The organism is Salmonella sp. SAL04214 (assembly GCF_046550615.1).
In the GTDB taxonomy this organism is placed as follows: Bacteria; Pseudomonadota; Gammaproteobacteria; order Enterobacterales; family Enterobacteriaceae; genus Salmonella; species Salmonella enterica.
Window position 1 is genome coordinate 56,477 of record NZ_JBGDXT010000016.1, and the last position, 16,698, is coordinate 73,174.

Genomic DNA, 16,698 nt, shown 5'->3' on the forward strand with positions numbered 1-16,698 from the left:
GATTGTTGCGAATATTTTCTTAAATTTGGACAAATGGCAAATGGAGCATTAAAAAAATGCATTTATTGTGTAATAAATCATCGATTATGTTGTGAATGAGCAGCGCCATAAGCACAATCCGCTGCTCAAGTATCAGAAGGGAGAATTAGAGATCGCCAGTATAGTGCCAGCGAAGGTAGCGCAGCAGACGCATCTGGCGGGTAATACGCTTCGGTTGCGAAAGCAGACGATACAACCACTCCAGCCCCAGGTTCTGCCATATTTTTGGGGCGCGTTTGACGTGACCGGTAAACACATCATAGGTACCGCCCACCCCCATATATAGCGCATGGGGATGCACTTCCCGACAATCGCGCATGAGCAATTCCTGTTTTGGCGATCCCATCGCGACGGTGACAATTTTCGCGCCGCTGGCATGGATACGCGCAAATAGCGCCTGACGCTGCTCCGGCGTAAAGTAACCGTCCTGGCTACCCACAATATTGACGTTCCACTGCGTCCGCAGTTTTGCTTCCGTCTGCGCCAGCACCTCAGGCTTGCCGCCGACAAGAAATACCGGCGTGCCTTCTTTACCCGCGCGCGCCATTAACGCTTCCCAAAGGTCGGCGCCAGCCACACGAGAAACCTGCGCCTGCGGAAATTTTTTACGTATTGAACGCACCACGCTGATGCCATCGGCATATTTAAATTCCGCCGCCGCTATCAACGCGCGGACTTCCGGATTATCTTCCGCCGTCAGCAGCTTTTCGGCGTTGATCGCCACCAACGTGCCTTGCTTCAGTTGTCCATCGGCAAACAGATAATTCAGCGCGTGTGACATGTCGCGCCAGCCAATCAGAGGTAATCCACGCAGCGAGTAAAGGGGCGCAGCGGCATTATTGGTCATAGTTTTCCTTCCACCTGTGCCTGAGGGAGCGAAGTTGTACGTTTATGAATCAGTCCGGCGCTATCAAATAACCAGAACAGAAGCTTAGCGACCAGCAGGCTGGCGCCAAAAACCACCAGGAAGAAAACCACGCGCGAGACAAACGAATCCAGCCCTTCTCGCGCCAGCACAATCATATTAAAGATGGCGCCAAAGCAGAAACTGTGCAGAATCGCCGCCTTATAGCGATTGGGCTCCCGGTTACCCAGTTCATACAGCCAGTCGAACCATTTGATAATCAGCCCGACGACGATCGCGCCGAGCGGAATAAACAGCGCCCCGCCCATGACCACCAGCGATCCGATAAGCGTTGGCGATATCGCCAGGCCAGAATGGTTGTTCAGGACTTCCCAGGTGAAGTAATTCGCAGAATTCAGCACGATACTGGGTCGCCCCGGCCATAACCAGGTGGGAATAAAAACGTAGAAATCACGCACGATAGGGGCCAGCCCCTGAAAATCGATATTGTGGTAATTTTGCAACAGCAGCGCCAGATTCTCCCACGGCGAAAAGGTATCGCGCGTCAGATAAAGAAACGTATAGAACGCCTCATCGCCGCTCACATTTAATCCGTAGCGTTTGAGCGCCAGCCAGAACATACCGACAATCCCCAGCACGCCCGCCGCCGCCAGCATCCACAGGCTGATCCAGCCCCGAATAATGCCGATAAACAGGAAGATAGCAAACGCAATAATGATGTTGGCGCGCGTGCCGCCGACAATCATGTAGGTCAACAGGCCAAACGCGACGGTGCTCACCAGAAAAAACAGCCACGCTTTGCTGTCCTGGCGCAGGAAATAGACCACCAGCATCGCCGGAATGAAGAAATAGAAGAACCGTTTTAACGCCACGCCGGAAACTTCGCTGGAAAAGATCTGGCTGTAGGAGTGCAGCCGGAACAGCAAAAAGCCGTTATGCATAAAGAAAATCGCCACGCTCACCAGCGCGATGCCCATCAGGATCACCCAGGTAAGGTGGGTTTCCACCCGGTTCATGGTAAATAGCGGCTTGCGTGGTACATCCACAACGCGTTTGCGTAAACGCGTTTTATAGGTCACGTAATACACGCCGTAGAAACAGGCGGCGGATAATAGAGCCTGCAATAAGATTTCCGGCGGCGCGACGCCAACGTCGAAACGAAATACCAGCACGCTGGTTAGCGGGAAACCAAAAAAGAAGGTCAACAAAAACAGCAACGAAAAGAAAACGTTGAAGTTAAAACGCACGCGGCGGAATTCAAACCAGGTCAGCGTGGCGATAAACAGCGTAGAGAGCAGCCAGACCACCAGCAGCCCGCTGAATTGCATTAAACTCATTCGGCTTCTCCTGCGGCGATTCTCAACGCATTATGCCACGGTTGCAGGTAGTTGGGGCTAAAGAAGGTAATGCCGCTTTTATCTACCGATGCGAGCTGACGCTGCGCCTCGCGCACGACCTGCTCATTAAGATCGTCCGTGGTAAACAGGACGGGCAGATGCTGTTCCGCCATATCCTGCCAGAAAGGATTGTCGCGGTTCAGTACGCACGGGATATCGGCCTGAATTAGCAGACACAACGTCCCGATCCCCTGTTGGCGGGCAAAAATAAAATAACCGAGGTCGCACTGGCGCAACAGCGCAAGATAGGTATCAAATTCCATTTTTTCGCTAAGAATTTGTAGATTTTCGGCGCTAAATAGCGCCAGACCGGCCTGACGAACCTCATCAATATAGGCCTGGTTATTGGCCGGATAGCCCATCGGCACCACCACGTTTACCGTATCACCAAACTGCTGATACACCGCCCGTAATGCCGCAATATGTTGGTTACTGCGATCGCCGGAGTTCCCTACCAAAATGGTCAATTTCCCCGCACGTTGGCGCTCTTTTGCCATAGCATTCAGGGAAGGATCCATGCGCGTCGGGAAATAGAGCAACTCGCCGCGTACGTCCGGATGCTGACGCGCAAAATAGCTGAGATCGCCGCGCGTCGCGAATACGCATCCTACTCGCCCCTGCGCGATACGACGAAGCGGGTAGAAAAGGCGGAATTTCAGCCCGTGGGACACTTCGTAGAGATCCGCGCCCCAGATATGCCAGTAAAACTGAGCTGGCTTAATACCGCCGCTTAACAGCGCCAGCCACAGGCTGGTGTTGAACTGACCGTGAAAGAAGAATCTCTGTCGACGATTTGCTTTCGCTTTGGCGATGACCGCCTGCGCCAACGCTTTCTTACTGCCATAAAAACGAAGCGAGAGCGCCGGACAGCTTTCCGTGAAACCGTTATCTTCGCCGGCAACCATAAATTCGCGCGCGTGCTCGCTTGTGGCGGCCAGCGTATCATTGAAAAACCGCAGCACGGTGTGGTTATGGTGAGGGATATCCGATCCCAGGACGTGAATCAGTACAGTCATGCTCGCCTACGCCAGAGTAAAAATACGCCGCAACAAAGTGAAAAATAGACAATATAGGTGGCCATATAAGCCTGTGCCGCACCCAGCGCGCCGTGAGCGGGAATCAGCCAGTGAGCGAACGCCGTTAACAGAATGAACTGGCTAATTTCAGCCAGAATGTAAAATCGCAACGACGCTTTGGCAATCACCAGATAACCGAAAACATAGGCGCCGACTTTCAGCACGTCGCCCACTAACTGCCAGGCGAACAGATCGCGCATCGCGGTGAATTTGGCGGAAAAAAGCAGCCAGATAGCAAAATCGCGCAGTAGCCAGACGGTAAAACTCGCCGCCGCAACCGCCGGTAAAACAAATTTCAGCGCTTTTACTACTTCGCGCGTAATGTCCTGTTTTTCCGTCAGGCGTGAGAGCGTGGGTAACAGGTAAACGCTGAAGGAGGCGGTGATAAATTGCAGATAGGCGTCAGAAATACTGCTTACGCCCTGCCAGATCCCGACATCGCTCCAGCTATAGTGCGCGGCCAGTTGGTTTCGCATCATCACATAGGCGACCGGCATCGTAACGGAGGTAATCAGCGCCATCAGGGTAAATTTACTGAGCTGCCCTGCCAGACCGTTGTTCCAGGAGGGCTTGAGATAGCGTAGCGGGACGGTGCCGCGCTTAATCAGTATTATACCGGCTGGCACTACCACCAGCGCCGGCACCAGCGCCAGGCCAAGCAGAGCGCCTTCATAGCCGCCGACACGGTAGCAGAGATACCAGGCGGCGACGCCCAAAAAGCTGCCGACAATTAACGATAAGGCATTACCCGACGCGTCACGAAAGCCCTTCATTAGCGCCAGCAGCAGGTTCGCCCAGGCGATCCCCATTTGTACCAGCGCAACCAGACGCACCAACCCTTGATAGTCCGTATGACCGAACAATCCCTGGCTAATCGGCGCCGCCGCCAGCAGGAAGACCAGCGCCAGCAGCGTAGAGAACCCCAATACCATCGCGGAGGAGGTTCCCACCACGGTACGTAACTGCGCCGGGTCATCATGATGTTGTGCGACGAGTTTGGTAACGCCGTTAAATATCCCGGCGCCAGCCAATACGCCCAGCACGGTGATCATCTGGCGGAAGTTACCCGCTTGTCCGACGCCCGACGGACCAAAAGAGACGGCCAGTAGTTTCACCACCAGCAGTCCGGCGCCAATTTTTACCAGCGTACTGACCGCCGTCCACAGGGAGGCTTTAGCAAGCGACATATCAGGAGAAATAATTTAGCAAGGTAGTAATCACCGTTCGTTGATCGACGGGCGCAAGGTTATAAAACAGCGGCAGACGCAACAAACGTTCGCTCTCTTTTGTGGTGTAGACATCGTCCCCGATAAACTCGCCGAATTTATCGCCCGCCGGACAATCATGCAGCGGAATGTAATGGAATACCGCCATGATTTCCGCCTCTTTCAGGAAATTAATCAGCGCGCTGCGATCGGCGATATCCCGCAGTTTGATGTAAAACATATGGGCATTATGCCCGCAGTTTTCCGGAATAGAAGGCAGCTCGATACGCCCGGCGCGCGCCAGCGGCGTTAACGCATCGTAGTAAGTCTGCCACAGCGACAGACGCTGTTGATTGATACGATCGGCGGCCTCCAGTTGCGCCCACAGATAGGCAGCCTGCAGATCGGACATCAAATAACTGGAGCCGATATCCCGCCAGGTGTATTTATCCACCTGACCACGGAAGAACTGGCTACGGTTGGTGCCTTTTTCGCGGATGATCTCCGCGCGTTCAATCAGCGTACGATCGTTGATCAGCGTCGCGCCGCCTTCGCCGCCAGCGGTGTAATTTTTGGTTTCATGGAAGCTAAAACAGCCGATGTGACCGATCGTCCCTAACGCGCGCCCTTTGTACGTGGACATCACACCCTGGGCGGCATCCTCGACAACGAACAGATTATACTTATCCGCCAGCGCCATGATGACGTCCATTTCACAAGCGACGCCAGCGTAGTGTACCGGCACGATAGCACGGGTTTTATCAGTAATCGCCGCCTCAATCAGCGTTTCGTCAATATTCATCGTATCCGGACGAATATCGACAAACACAATTTTCGCGCCGCGCAGGACAAAAGCGTTAGCAGTGGAGACAAACGTAAAGCTCGGCATGATCACTTCATCGCCGGGCTGAATATCCAACAACAGAGCCGCCATCTCCAGCGATGCGGTACAGGAAGGCGTCAGCAACACCTTCACGCTGCCGAAATGTTGCTCCAGCCACTGCTGGCAACGACGCGTAAAGCCGCCGTCGCCGCACAGTTTGCCGCTGCTCATTGCAGACTGCATGTATTCGAGTTCGGTTCCCACCACCGGCGGCGCATTAAAAGGAATCATGTTGTCACCTGTATAACCAGTACGCAGTGCTTTCGATGTTGGCACCGCTTTGTATGTAACGTTTAAGCGCGGCGGTGTTGCCCAATTGGGTCGCCACCCGCAATGTTGCTTTGCCGCGACTCTGCGCCCAACAGATCGCCGCCTGCATAAGTTCCGCTCCCGCGCCGCGTCCGGCCAACAGACCGATGCGCGCGTCGGTATCATTCAATTCCCGCAGCGAGACGTAACCGCGGATAGCGCCTGTCTCCGTGCGAAGGACCAGGCATTGGTGATCAAACGTGCCGCGTACCGCATTCTCAATCCACTGGGCGTAAAAACGGGCGCTGGCGTCGGGCGCATACCACGGCGCGCGAAAACGACTCTGCGTAAACGCCTCTCCGGCCAACTGACGCAAAGCAGGAATGTCTTTAAGGTTTGCAATTTCCGCGCCATGCTGGTCGCGATGCCCTTTTACTGGCAACGCAAAATCCACCTCGCCTTCAACCAAAGAGAATCCCAGCGATTGCAACGCCGACAGCCAGGCGATGTTTTCAGCCGGCACTTTTACCTGCACGCGTTGCCACGCCTGCAGCGCTTCTGGCGTTAATTCGGGCGCTGAGGCATCGATACGCACAATGCCGCTATTCACGCCAAAAAACGTATTTTCCCAGAGTAACGGTTCAATACTGGCGCGGACGGGCACGGAGCAACTCCAGTAAATATTGGCCATAGCCGGTTTTTTCAAGCTGACTGGCGGCGCGTTTCAAACCATCATCATCCAGCCAGCCGTTGCGCCAGGCAATCTCCTCCAGACAGGCAATTTTGAAGCCCTGGCGCTTTTCCACCGTCTGCACAAAAGTGCTCGCCTCAATCAGACTGTCGTGGGTGCCCGTATCCAACCAGGCGAAGCCGCGGCCCAGCAGTTCAACGGTCAGCTTACCTTCCTCCAGATACATCTGATTGATAGAAGTGATCTCCAGCTCGCCACGCCCGGACGGTTTCACGCGCTTCGCATACTCGACGACCTTGCTGTCATAGAAATAGAGGCCGGTGACCGCCCAGTTAGATTTAGGCTGTTTCGGCTTTTCTTCCAGCGAGAGCGCGCGAAAATCATCGTCAAACTCCACGACGCCAAAGCGTTCTGGGTCCATGACCTGATAGCCAAATACTGTGGCGCCTTCGGTACGTGCCGCGACCTGACGGAGTTTGGGGCTAAAACCCTGACCAAAAAAGATATTGTCACCCAATACCAGGCATGAGGGTTCACCGTTGAGGAACGTTTCGCCAATGATAAAGGCCTGCGCCAGCCCGTCCGGACTGGGCTGCTCGGCATAATGTAAATCGATACCGAATGCTGCGCCGTCGCCCAACAAACGCTGAAAGTCGCGTTTATCCTCCGGCGTGGTGATGATCAAGATCTCACGAATGCCCGCCAGCATTAGCACCGATAACGGATAGTAAATCATTGGTTTGTCGTAGACGGGCAGAAGCTGCTTTGATACGCCGCGCGTAATGGGATGCAACCGGGTACCGGAACCTCCCGCCAGAATGATGCCTTTCATTCGTTTCTCCTCCAGGAGTAAGAACCTGTCGTTTAGCGTTTCAGTCCTAAGCGTTCGCCCTGATAACTGCCATCCTGCACGGGTTTCCACCAGGCCTCATTGGCGAGATACCACTGAACGGTTTTTCGCATCCCGCTTTCGAAGGTTTCCTGCGGCGTCCAGCCCAGCTCGCGGGCGATTTTCGACGCGTCGATGGCATAACGTAAGTCATGGCCGGGTCGATCGTCGACGAAGGTAATCAGATCGTGATAATTCGCTACACCCTGCGGTTTTTGCGGGGCCAGTTCCTCCAACAGAGCGCAGATCGTCCTGACCACATCCAGATTTTTACGTTCGTTATGACCGCCGATATTATACGTTTCGCCCACCGCGCCGTTCGTCACCACGTGATACAACGCACGGGCATGATCCTCTACATACAGCCAGTCGCGAATTTGCTGACCGTTGCCATAGACCGGCAATGGTTTACCCGCCAGCGCGTTCAGAATCATCAGCGGGATCAGTTTTTCCGGGAAATGGTAGGGCCCGTAGTTATTAGAGCAGTTGGTGACAAGCGTAGGCAGACCGTAGGTACGTAACCAGGCGCGTACCAGATGGTCGCTGCTGGCTTTGGAGGCGGAATAAGGGCTGCTTGGCGCATATGGCGTGGTTTCGGTGAAGAAATCGTCTGCAGTATGCAGATCGCCATACACTTCATCGGTGGAGATATGGTGGAAGCGGAACGCCGCTTTAGCGTCCGCGTCAAGCGCGGACCAGTAAGCGCGAGCGGCTTCCAGCAAGGTGTAAGTACCAACGATATTCGTTTCAATAAACGCCGCCGGGCCGTCGATGGAACGGTCTACATGGCTTTCCGCCGCCAGGTGCATCACGCTATCGGGCTGATACTGCTGGAAAACTCGATCCAGTGATGCCCGATCGCAGATATCCACCTTCTCAAAGGCGAAACGGTCGCTTTGCGCCACCGATGCCAGAGACATCAGGTTGCCCGCATAGGTGAGTTTATCCACCACCACCACCGCGTCTGCCGTTTCATGGATGATATGCCGCACCACCGCAGATCCAATAAAGCCTGCGCCACCGGTCACCAGAATGCGTTTCATCAGCGCCAGACTCCTTTGGTATCAACCACATAACGTTGATGAACCGCATCGCCGGGAATCGCTTTAAATTCGTCGTGATCGACCAGCATCACCAGCACATCGGCGGCGGCCAGCGCCGCGTCCAGTTTCGCCAGCGTACAAAGTCCGTCCAATTTTTTCGGCAACTGACGGATATTCGGTTCGACGACCAGGGTTTCGCCGCTGTGCCAGCGGGCGATACTTTGCGCGATCCCCATCGCCGGGCTTTCGCGCAGATCGTCGATATTCGGCTTAAAGGCCAGCCCAAAACAGGCGATTTTCACTTCGCTGGCGCGTTTATCGGTGGCCGCAAGACAATCTGCGACCGCGGCTTTTACCTGATCGACCACCCAGTGCGGTTTGCCGTCGTTCACTTCACGCGCGGTACGAATCAGTCTCGCCTGCTGCGGATTTTGCGCCACAATAAACCACGGATCGACCGCAATGCAGTGCCCGCCAACGCCTGGGCCCGGCTGCAAAATATTGACGCGCGGATGGCGGTTCGCCAGACGGATCAATTCCCAGACGTTAATCCCCTGTTCGGCGCAAATCAGCGACAATTCATTCGCAAAGGCGATATTCACATCACGGAAGCTATTTTCCGTCAGCTTGCACATCTCTGCGGTGCGCGAGTTGGTGACAACGCATTCGCCCTCAAGGAAAATTTTGTACAGCGCGCTGGCGCGAGCCGAACATACTGGCGTCATACCGCCAATCACGCGGTCATTTTTAATGAGTTCCACCATCACCTGACCCGGCAGCACACGCTCCGGACAATAGGCGATATTCACGTCGGCCTGCTCGCCCGCCTGCTGGGGAAAGGTCAGATCCGGGCGCATCCCGGCCAGCCAGCCAGCCATTTGCTCCGTTGCGCCGACCGGCGATGTTGATTCCAGAATCACCAGTGCCCCTTTTTTTAATACCGGCGCAATGGATTTCGCCGCGGCTTCCACATAGGCCATGTCAGGGTCGTGATCGCCTTTGAATGGCGTCGGCACGGCAATCAGGTACGCATCGGCCTCGACAGGTGTCGTCGTCGCACGCAGAAAGCCGCCCTCCACCGCCATCTTCACCACATTGCCCAACGCCGGCTCCACGATGTGAATTTCACCGCGATTTATGGTGTCTACCGCATGTTGGTTGATATCCACGCCGATAACCTGCTTCTGGCGGGAAGCAAAAGCGGCTGCAGTCGGTAATCCGATATACCCCAGCCCAATAACAGAAATGGTCGTAAAACTCATAACGATACCCGATAACTTTTTAACGCCTGTAAAATGCGCGCGCATGATTGCCCGTCACCATAAGGATTATGGGCGCGGCTCATGGTTTGATATTCATTTTCGTCGTGCAGCAGACGCATAACTTCCGCCACAATGCGCCGGGAATCCGTGCCGATCAGTCTTACCGTACCAGCGGTAATAGCTTCCGGACGCTCTGTGGTTTCACGCATGACCAATACCGGCTTACCTAATGACGGCGCTTCTTCCTGAATACCGCCGGAATCGGTCAGAATGAGCCAGGCGTGATTCATCAGCCAGACAAAAGGTAAGTAGTCCTGCGGCTCAATCAGTACCACGTTTTCAACATGGCCGAGGATACGGTTGACAGGTTCGCTGACGTTGGGATTGAGATGCACCGGATAGACAATTTGCACATTCTGGTTCGCGGCGGCGATTTCCGCCAGCGCCTGGCAGATATGCTCAAAGCCCTGACCAAAGCTTTCACGCCGATGACCGGTCACCAAAATCATCTTCTTATTCGCGTTGAGGAAGGGATACTGCTCGGCCAGTTCAGCCTGTAATGTATCGCTCGTCAGAACGCGATCGCGTACCCAGATCAGCGCGTCGATAACGGTATTGCCAGTGACAAAAATGCGCTCATCCGGAATGTTCTCCCGCAACAGATTCTGCCGCGAGTTTTCCGTCGGCGCAAAGTGGTACATCGCCAGATGTCCGGTCAGCGTGCGGTTTGCCTCTTCCGGCCAGGGGGAATAGAGATCGCCGGTTCGCAACCCGGCTTCTACGTGCCCTACCGGAATTCGTTGATAGAAAGCCGCCAGGCTGGTAGCAATCGTAGTGGTGGTATCGCCATGAACCAGCACCACATCAGGTTTAAAATCTGCCAGGATCGGCTTTAATCCCTCCAGAATTCGGCAGGTAATTTCCGTCAACCCCTGTCCCGGCTGCATAATGTTGAGATCGTAATCAGGCACAATAGAAAAAAGAGTTAATACCTGATCAAGCATCTCCCGATGCTGCGCAGTAACGCATACTTTGGCCTCGAAATGAGGATCTTTTTCCAGCGCATGGACCAGAGGCGCCATCTTAATGGCCTCCGGTCGTGTACCAAATACAGTCAGTACTTTCACATCGATTCTCTTCGAATAGACAGTAGGGGCCCAGCCCCCTACTGCAGAGGTGTTGCTAAATCGTGCGGCGACGTGTTAAGGCAACGCCCGCACCGATTAGCGCCCCAACGATACCCCACATAATCATCAGGAAGGCTCGGCGTGGGCTATCACGTTTTACCGGTTCTTCCGGCGTACGCAAATAACGATAGGTCTGAAAACGAGGGTCCAGGGTCGGCCCCACATTAAGCGTATTCAACATTGCCCGATTTTGAAAGTAGTCCAAATCGAACGCAGGGCCAACCGCTTGCAGATTTTCAAGACGCGCCTGCAACATAGGGCGACCGAGTAAAAAAAGCTCTGAGTCCGGTAATTCATCTGCCGGGACATCCGTCGCGCTACGAGAAATATTATGTTGTTCCGCAATTTTGAGCGCCTGCTCAATACTGTTTACACGACGCGAATAGATCGCTTTCGCAACCTCTTCCTGCCGTTTGACCTGGGCTTTCATCTGCACGGTACGCGCAGCCCAGGCACCTTTTAATTCATCATTCAGATGGCTCGCCGCCCGCTGGCTGGCAAATGCGACATACTGACGCAGCAGATTATTGGCGTCCGGCGCAGTTTCAGCAATCAGCTTCACATTGTCGTTGATGGCGCGTGTAAAATCGCCGGGCGTAAACTGTATGTTATTGATCAGTTCATCAAGCATCGCCGCATCAGCTTTGCTATTCCCGACCATTCGCTGCTTGTAATAGTCCGTCTGTAACCAGAAATCGCGACGCGTATCCCAGGAGGCAAGTTGCATGATGAACTCTTTATACGCTTCATCCATCACCGAGGGCTTATCGGAAGAAGAGGGATCGGTCTTAATATCCAGGTTGCGCAGAAACTGCTGCTGGGAGTAATAACCGCCCAACATATTTACGGTTGGGCGATCGGTGATCGCCGTCGCACTCCACTCCTGACGAGCAAAAAAGGTATAGGCTAACGCGATAAGGGCAAATAGCAGGCCAATGCCGATAATCCAGTATTTGCCAGCCCATAAAGTACGAAACAACCCGCGAATATCCAGTTCATTTTCAGCGCTCACCGCGCGTGCCCCCGGTAATGGTTGTGTCATCGTATCCTCATTTACTTGGTTAAGTTTGGCCGGTTCTTACGGTGCCTGCGCAGGCGACGCTTCACACGCTTAATAAATCTCGCCACCTTCCAGGCCCGCTTAATGCAGTAGCCATAGAGGAAGAATGCTAGCAAAAAGAGCACCAACATAACCCATTCAGGAACAAAATGAGAATATTCTGCCGCTACGCCGACTCCAGCCAGAATGGCGGCGGCAAGCGTAATCAGTACAAACGCCTGACGAGAGGTAAATCCGGCGCGCATGATAAGATGGTGAATGTGCTGACGATCAGGTGAGAAGGGACTCATTCCTTTACGCAGACGGCGATACATAATCGCCACCATATCCATCAGCGGGATAGCGATAATCCATAGCGCGGTAACCGGACTGATAGGGTGAGTTTTCCCCTGCGTCGTTTCCAGTAAGATCCAGATAACGGTAAAACCAATCAGAGTACTACCGGCATCGCCCATAAAGACTTTATAACGCCGCCCCAAAATACCGAGATTAAGCATAATGTAAGGCAGAATCGCGGCAATCATGGCGAAGCACCATATTGCCAGGCTGGTTTGACCGTCAAACCATAAAATCAGCCCCATCGCCGCGAATGAGACGCTGGATAGCCCGCCCAACAGGCCGTCAATACCGTCCACCATATTGAAAGCGTTGATCGCCGCCCATACGGCAAACAGAGTAAGGAAATAGCCGAAGGGACCGAGCACCATCTCCCAGGAGCCAAAGATATAGCCGAGGCTGCTAAGATAGAGCTTACCGAATACCATCATAATGATACCGATCGCGGCCTGTATGGTCGCACGGATCTTCACGCTGATATCAAAACGGTCGTCCAGCGCACCGATAAGAACCAGTACGCCCGCACAAGAAAGATAAAGCGACGCATGAGGAATATAGTAGTCAACGATTCCGAATGTGAAGCAAATCCCTGCGTAAACCGAAATCCCTCCAACCAACGGTATCAGCCCCTGGTGGCGTTTACGAAAGTTGGGTTTATCCACTAAACCGATTTTTTTTGCGACTTTACGCGCAAAAAACAGGAACAGTGTCGTGAATAAAAAAATACTGATGAGATCAGTACTCACGGTCAGTAAATTCACAATGCGTGCTCTCAGATAAAATTAGTACCAGAAGTATAACCATGAAGACCTTTATTCAGAAGGGAAACCCTGCTCTGAATCAGGCAGAATTGTTTAAATATCAACCACACGATACCGATAACGAATGGATGGCGAAGCCCCGACCCGGTTTATCATCATTTTGTAAATGTGTCGTTAAGATTACAGATATAAAACAAAAACGCCACGTAAAAACGTGGCGTTTTCAGGTAAAGACCAGGTTATGAGCGCTTCATCATCTCGAAAAAGTCGTCATTAGTTTTGGTCATCGCCAGTTTGTTAATGAGGAATTCCATCGCGTCAATTTCACCCATCGGATGGATGATTTTACGCAGGATCCACATTTTCTGCAGCTCTTCCTGAGTGGTGAGCAGCTCTTCTTTACGGGTACCGGAACGGTTGTAGTCGATAGCCGGGAAGACACGTTTTTCAGCGATCTTACGCGAGAGGTGCAGCTCCATGTTACCGGTGCCTTTAAACTCTTCGTAGATAACTTCGTCCATCTTGGAACCGGTATCGATCAGCGCCGTCGCGATGATAGTCAGGCTACCGCCCTCTTCCACGTTACGCGCCGCGCCGAAGAAACGCTTCGGACGATGCAGGGCGTTAGCGTCCACACCACCGGTCAATACTTTACCGGAAGCCGGCACCACGGTGTTGTAGGCACGCGCCAGACGGGTGATGGAGTCGAGCAGGATGATAACGTCTTTCTTGTGTTCAACCAGACGTTTCGCCTTCTCGATAACCATTTCGGCAACCTGAACGTGGCGGGATGCCGGTTCGTCAAAGGTAGACGCAACCACTTCGCCTTTCACCAGACGCTGCATCTCGGTTACTTCTTCCGGACGTTCGTCAATCAGCAGCACCATCAGCACGCAGTCCGGGTGGTTATACGCGATGCTCTGCGCGATGTTCTGCAGCAGCATGGTTTTACCCGCCTTCGGCGGCGCGACAATCAGACCGCGCTGGCCGCGACCGATCGGCGAAGCCAGATCCAAAACGCGCGCCGTTAAGTCTTCGGTAGAACCGTTACCACGCTCCATACGCAGACGAGAGTTTGCGTGCAGCGGGGTTAAGTTCTCAAAGAGGATTTTGTTACGGGCGTTTTCCGGTTTGTCGTAGTTAACTTCGTTAACTTTCAACAGCGCAAAATAGCGTTCACCTTCTTTCGGCGGGCGAATCTTACCAGAAATGGTATCACCAGTGCGGAGGTTGAAACGGCGGATTTGGCTGGGGGAAACGTAGATATCATCAGGACCGGCGAGGTAGGAGCTGTCTGCAGAACGGAGGAAACCAAATCCATCCTGCAATATCTCCAGCACACCGTCGCCAAAGATATCTTCGCCACTCTTTGCGTGCTGCTTCAGGATGGCAAAAATAATGTCCTGCTTGCGCATACGGGCCAGATTTTCCAGCCCCATACTTTCGCCGAGAGTGATCAGCTCAGAAACCGGCGTATTCTTTAATTCGGTAAGATTCATAATGGTGTGAGTTCTTAAACTTGGGGTAAATCTCGAACTTAATGTTGTGAATGGTATGGCAGGGTCATCCATGCCTGTTTACGGCTATCAACTCATGTCTGTTCGCTGTCTGGTCACAGGAAAGTACGCAGAACTGAAACGACAAGACGGAATGAGCGAAGAGCCAGGAATCTTTCCACTTCTCGTGCGAGAAAAAACGGGAAGTGACGGATAAAACCAGATTCAAACTTAATAAGGTATGTTTAATTCGAAGTCAATACTAACTTAGCACGACTCAGACCGGGCGTCCAGAGATCCTGACAATTTAAGAATAACGTAAGGACAACAGACGCCACGAAACTGCCTGATACCTTAATCATTCGTCGAATGACAGACGCCTGACTATACAGCGCCTTTGTCATTCGACGTATAAAAGGTATTACGCCAGATTGGCGTCGAGAAACTCTTTCAACTGACCTTTAGACAGTGCGCCTACTTTGGTTGCCGCCACTTCGCCGTTTTTAAACAGCAGCAGAGTCGGAATACCGCGGATGCCATATTTAGGCGCAGTACCTGGGTTCTGGTCAATGTTCAGTTTGGCAACGGTCAATTTGCCCTGATATTCGTCAGCGATTTCATCCAGAATCGGAGCGATCATTTTACACGGCCCGCACCACTCTGCCCAGAAATCAACGAGGATAGCCCCGTCCGCTTTGAGTACATCCGTGTCAAAACTGTCGTCAGTCAGGTGAATAATTTTATCGCTCATATATAACTCCACAGGAATAAGCCTGGCGTGTTGGTGTAGCATTAACCAACGAGGTGCTGATGTTAACTTCGCCAACAAAGGTTGACTTTATTTCACCGGATACGCTTTCGTAAAGCAATAGTAAGCTGATATTCTACCACACTATGAGCAAAACACATTTAACAGAACAGAAGTTTTCCGACTTCGCCCTGCACCCACAGGTGGTTGAAGCCCTTGAAAAAAAAGGGTTTTATAATTGTACGCCCATTCAGGCACTGGCCCTTCCGCTAACGCTGGCGGGTCGTGACGTTGCAGGGCAGGCGCAAACCGGTACCGGGAAAACGATGGCGTTTCTGACGTCAACGTTTCATTATTTACTTTCTCATCCCGCGATCGACGATCGCAAGGTGAACCAGCCGCGCGCGCTGATCATGGCGCCGACGCGTGAATTAGCCGTACAAATTCACGCAGACGCGGAGCCGTTGGCGCAAGCGACAGGCTTAAAATTAGGCCTGGCTTACGGCGGCGATGGTTACGACAAGCAGCTTAAAGTGCTGGAAAGCGGCGTTGATATTCTTATTGGTACGACGGGCCGACTGATCGACTACGCCAAACAAAATCACATTAACCTCGGCGCCATTCAGGTTGTCGTACTCGATGAAGCCGATCGCATGTACGATTTGGGCTTTATTAAAGATATCCGCTGGCTGTTCCGTCGTATGCCGCCGGCTGCGCAGCGTCTGAACATGTTGTTCTCCGCCACCCTGTCTTATCGGGTTCGCGAGCTGGCGTTTGAACAGATGAACAACGCCGAATATGTTGAAGTGGAACCGGAGCAAAAGACCGGCCACCGCATTAAAGAAGAGCTTTTCTACCCCTCTAATGAAGAGAAAATGCGTTTACTGCAAACGCTGATCGAAGAAGAGTGGCCGGATCGCGCCATTATTTTCGCCAACACCAAGCATCGTTGCGAAGATATCTGGGGACATCTGGCGGCAGATGGCCATCGTGTTGGTCTGCTGACCGGCGACGTCGCGCAGAAAAAGCGCCTGCGGATTCTGGATGAGTTCACCCGCGGCGATCTGGATATTCTTGTGGCGACCGATGTCGCGGCGCGCGGGTTGCATATCCCCGCCGTAACGCATGTCTTTAACTACGATCTGCCAGACGATTGTGAAGACTATGTTCACCGTATCGGTCGTACCGGTCGCGCTGGCGCCAGCGGGCATTCCATCAGCCTGGCTTGCGAAGAGTATGCGCTGAATCTGCCCGCCATTGAGAGCTATATCGGCCACTCGATTCCGGTCAGCAAATACAATCCGGAAGCGCTCATGAACGATCTGCCCAAGCCGTTGCGTCTGACGCGTTCGCGTCCTGGCAATGGTCCGCGCCGCGCTGGCGCTCCGCGTAATCGTCGTCGTTCAGGTTAAGAAAAGTTATGCCATACACAAAATCATTTAGCCTGTATCAAGGCGGCAAGAAAACAAATCCCGATGAGCTTAGGAAGAGTACGCAGCCAACACGGATAC

At 53.1% G+C, this 16,698-nt stretch carries 16 protein-coding genes; 1 reads left to right on the forward strand and 15 read right to left on the reverse strand.

What is annotated here, in order from left to right; all coding sequences use genetic code 11:
- Positions 1-145: 145 nt before the first annotated feature.
- The 15 genes from wecG to trxA all read right to left on the reverse strand — a co-directional run bounded on the left by wecG (position 146) and on the right by trxA (position 15,190).
- Positions 146-886: a lipopolysaccharide N-acetylmannosaminouronosyltransferase gene (wecG, locus tag ACLJQD_RS21505; RefSeq protein WP_000183617.1), complete on the reverse strand. Its 741-nt coding sequence runs from the start codon at positions 884-886 to the stop codon at positions 146-148.
- Positions 883-2,241, reverse strand: coding sequence for an ECA oligosaccharide polymerase (gene wzyE / locus ACLJQD_RS21510; protein WP_000055605.1), 1,359 nt, complete (start codon positions 2,239-2,241; stop codon positions 883-885). Before wzyE ends, wecG begins: the two co-directional genes overlap by 4 nt.
- Positions 2,238-3,317: a TDP-N-acetylfucosamine:lipid II N-acetylfucosaminyltransferase gene (locus ACLJQD_RS21515; protein ID WP_017442080.1), complete on the reverse strand. Its 1,080-nt coding sequence runs from the start codon at positions 3,315-3,317 to the stop codon at positions 2,238-2,240. Before ACLJQD_RS21515 ends, wzyE begins: the two co-directional genes overlap by 4 nt.
- Entirely contained in the window at positions 3,314-4,564 is a 1,251-nt protein-coding gene (wzxE, locus tag ACLJQD_RS21520) for a lipid III flippase WzxE (protein WP_017442081.1), read from the reverse strand. Before wzxE ends, ACLJQD_RS21515 begins: the two co-directional genes overlap by 4 nt.
- Before the next feature lies 1 nt (position 4,565).
- Positions 4,566-5,696: a dTDP-4-amino-4,6-dideoxygalactose transaminase gene (gene rffA / locus ACLJQD_RS21525; RefSeq protein ID WP_001749238.1), complete on the reverse strand. Its 1,131-nt coding sequence runs from the start codon at positions 5,694-5,696 to the stop codon at positions 4,566-4,568.
- Between the two features lie 4 nt (positions 5,697-5,700).
- Positions 5,701-6,378, reverse strand: a complete 678-nt coding sequence (gene rffC, locus ACLJQD_RS21530) for a dTDP-4-amino-4,6-dideoxy-D-galactose acyltransferase (RefSeq protein WP_017442082.1) — start codon at positions 6,376-6,378, stop codon at positions 5,701-5,703.
- Positions 6,356-7,237, reverse strand: coding sequence for a glucose-1-phosphate thymidylyltransferase RfbA (rfbA, locus tag ACLJQD_RS21535; RefSeq protein WP_000676077.1), 882 nt, complete (start codon positions 7,235-7,237; stop codon positions 6,356-6,358). Before rfbA ends, rffC begins: the two co-directional genes overlap by 23 nt.
- Positions 7,238-7,269: 32 nt before the next feature.
- A complete protein-coding gene (rffG, locus tag ACLJQD_RS21540; protein WP_017442083.1) occupies positions 7,270-8,337 on the reverse strand; it encodes a dTDP-glucose 4,6-dehydratase in 1,068 nt (355 codons plus the stop codon).
- A complete protein-coding gene (wecC, locus tag ACLJQD_RS21545) occupies positions 8,337-9,599 on the reverse strand; it encodes a UDP-N-acetyl-D-mannosamine dehydrogenase (protein ID WP_000011236.1) in 1,263 nt (420 codons plus the stop codon). The genes rffG and wecC overlap by 1 nt, the downstream gene beginning before the upstream one ends.
- Positions 9,596-10,726 (reverse strand): non-hydrolyzing UDP-N-acetylglucosamine 2-epimerase, encoded by a 1,131-nt coding sequence (gene wecB, locus ACLJQD_RS21550; protein WP_000866685.1) that lies wholly within the window; start codon positions 10,724-10,726, stop codon positions 9,596-9,598. Before wecB ends, wecC begins: the two co-directional genes overlap by 4 nt.
- A gap of 55 nt (positions 10,727-10,781) precedes the next feature.
- Positions 10,782-11,828, reverse strand: coding sequence for an ECA polysaccharide chain length modulation protein (gene wzzE, locus ACLJQD_RS21555; RefSeq protein WP_000193420.1), 1,047 nt, complete (start codon positions 11,826-11,828; stop codon positions 10,782-10,784).
- 11 nt (positions 11,829-11,839) lie between these two features.
- On the reverse strand, positions 11,840-12,943 hold the full coding sequence (gene wecA / locus ACLJQD_RS21560; RefSeq protein WP_017442084.1) for a UDP-N-acetylglucosamine--undecaprenyl-phosphate N-acetylglucosaminephosphotransferase: 1,104 nt from the start codon (positions 12,941-12,943) through the stop codon (positions 11,840-11,842).
- Positions 12,944-13,182: 239 nt separating this feature from the next.
- The gene (rho, locus tag ACLJQD_RS21565; protein WP_001054532.1) at positions 13,183-14,442 is read right to left on the reverse strand and encodes a transcription termination factor Rho; all 1,260 of its coding nucleotides are present in this window, start codon (positions 14,440-14,442) and stop codon (positions 13,183-13,185) included.
- A gap of 87 nt (positions 14,443-14,529) precedes the next feature.
- Entirely contained in the window at positions 14,530-14,613 is an 84-nt protein-coding gene (locus tag ACLJQD_RS21570; protein WP_134820045.1) for a rho operon leader peptide, read from the reverse strand.
- Positions 14,614-14,860: 247 nt separating this feature from the next.
- On the reverse strand, positions 14,861-15,190 hold the full coding sequence (gene trxA, locus ACLJQD_RS21575) for a thioredoxin TrxA (protein WP_001280776.1): 330 nt from the start codon (positions 15,188-15,190) through the stop codon (positions 14,861-14,863).
- A 143-nt stretch (positions 15,191-15,333) separates the two neighbouring features.
- Between trxA and rhlB the strand changes: the two genes are divergently transcribed.
- Positions 15,334-16,599, forward strand: coding sequence for an ATP-dependent RNA helicase RhlB (gene rhlB / locus ACLJQD_RS21580; protein ID WP_000047525.1), 1,266 nt, complete (start codon positions 15,334-15,336; stop codon positions 16,597-16,599).
- Positions 16,600-16,698 lie beyond the last annotated feature (99 nt).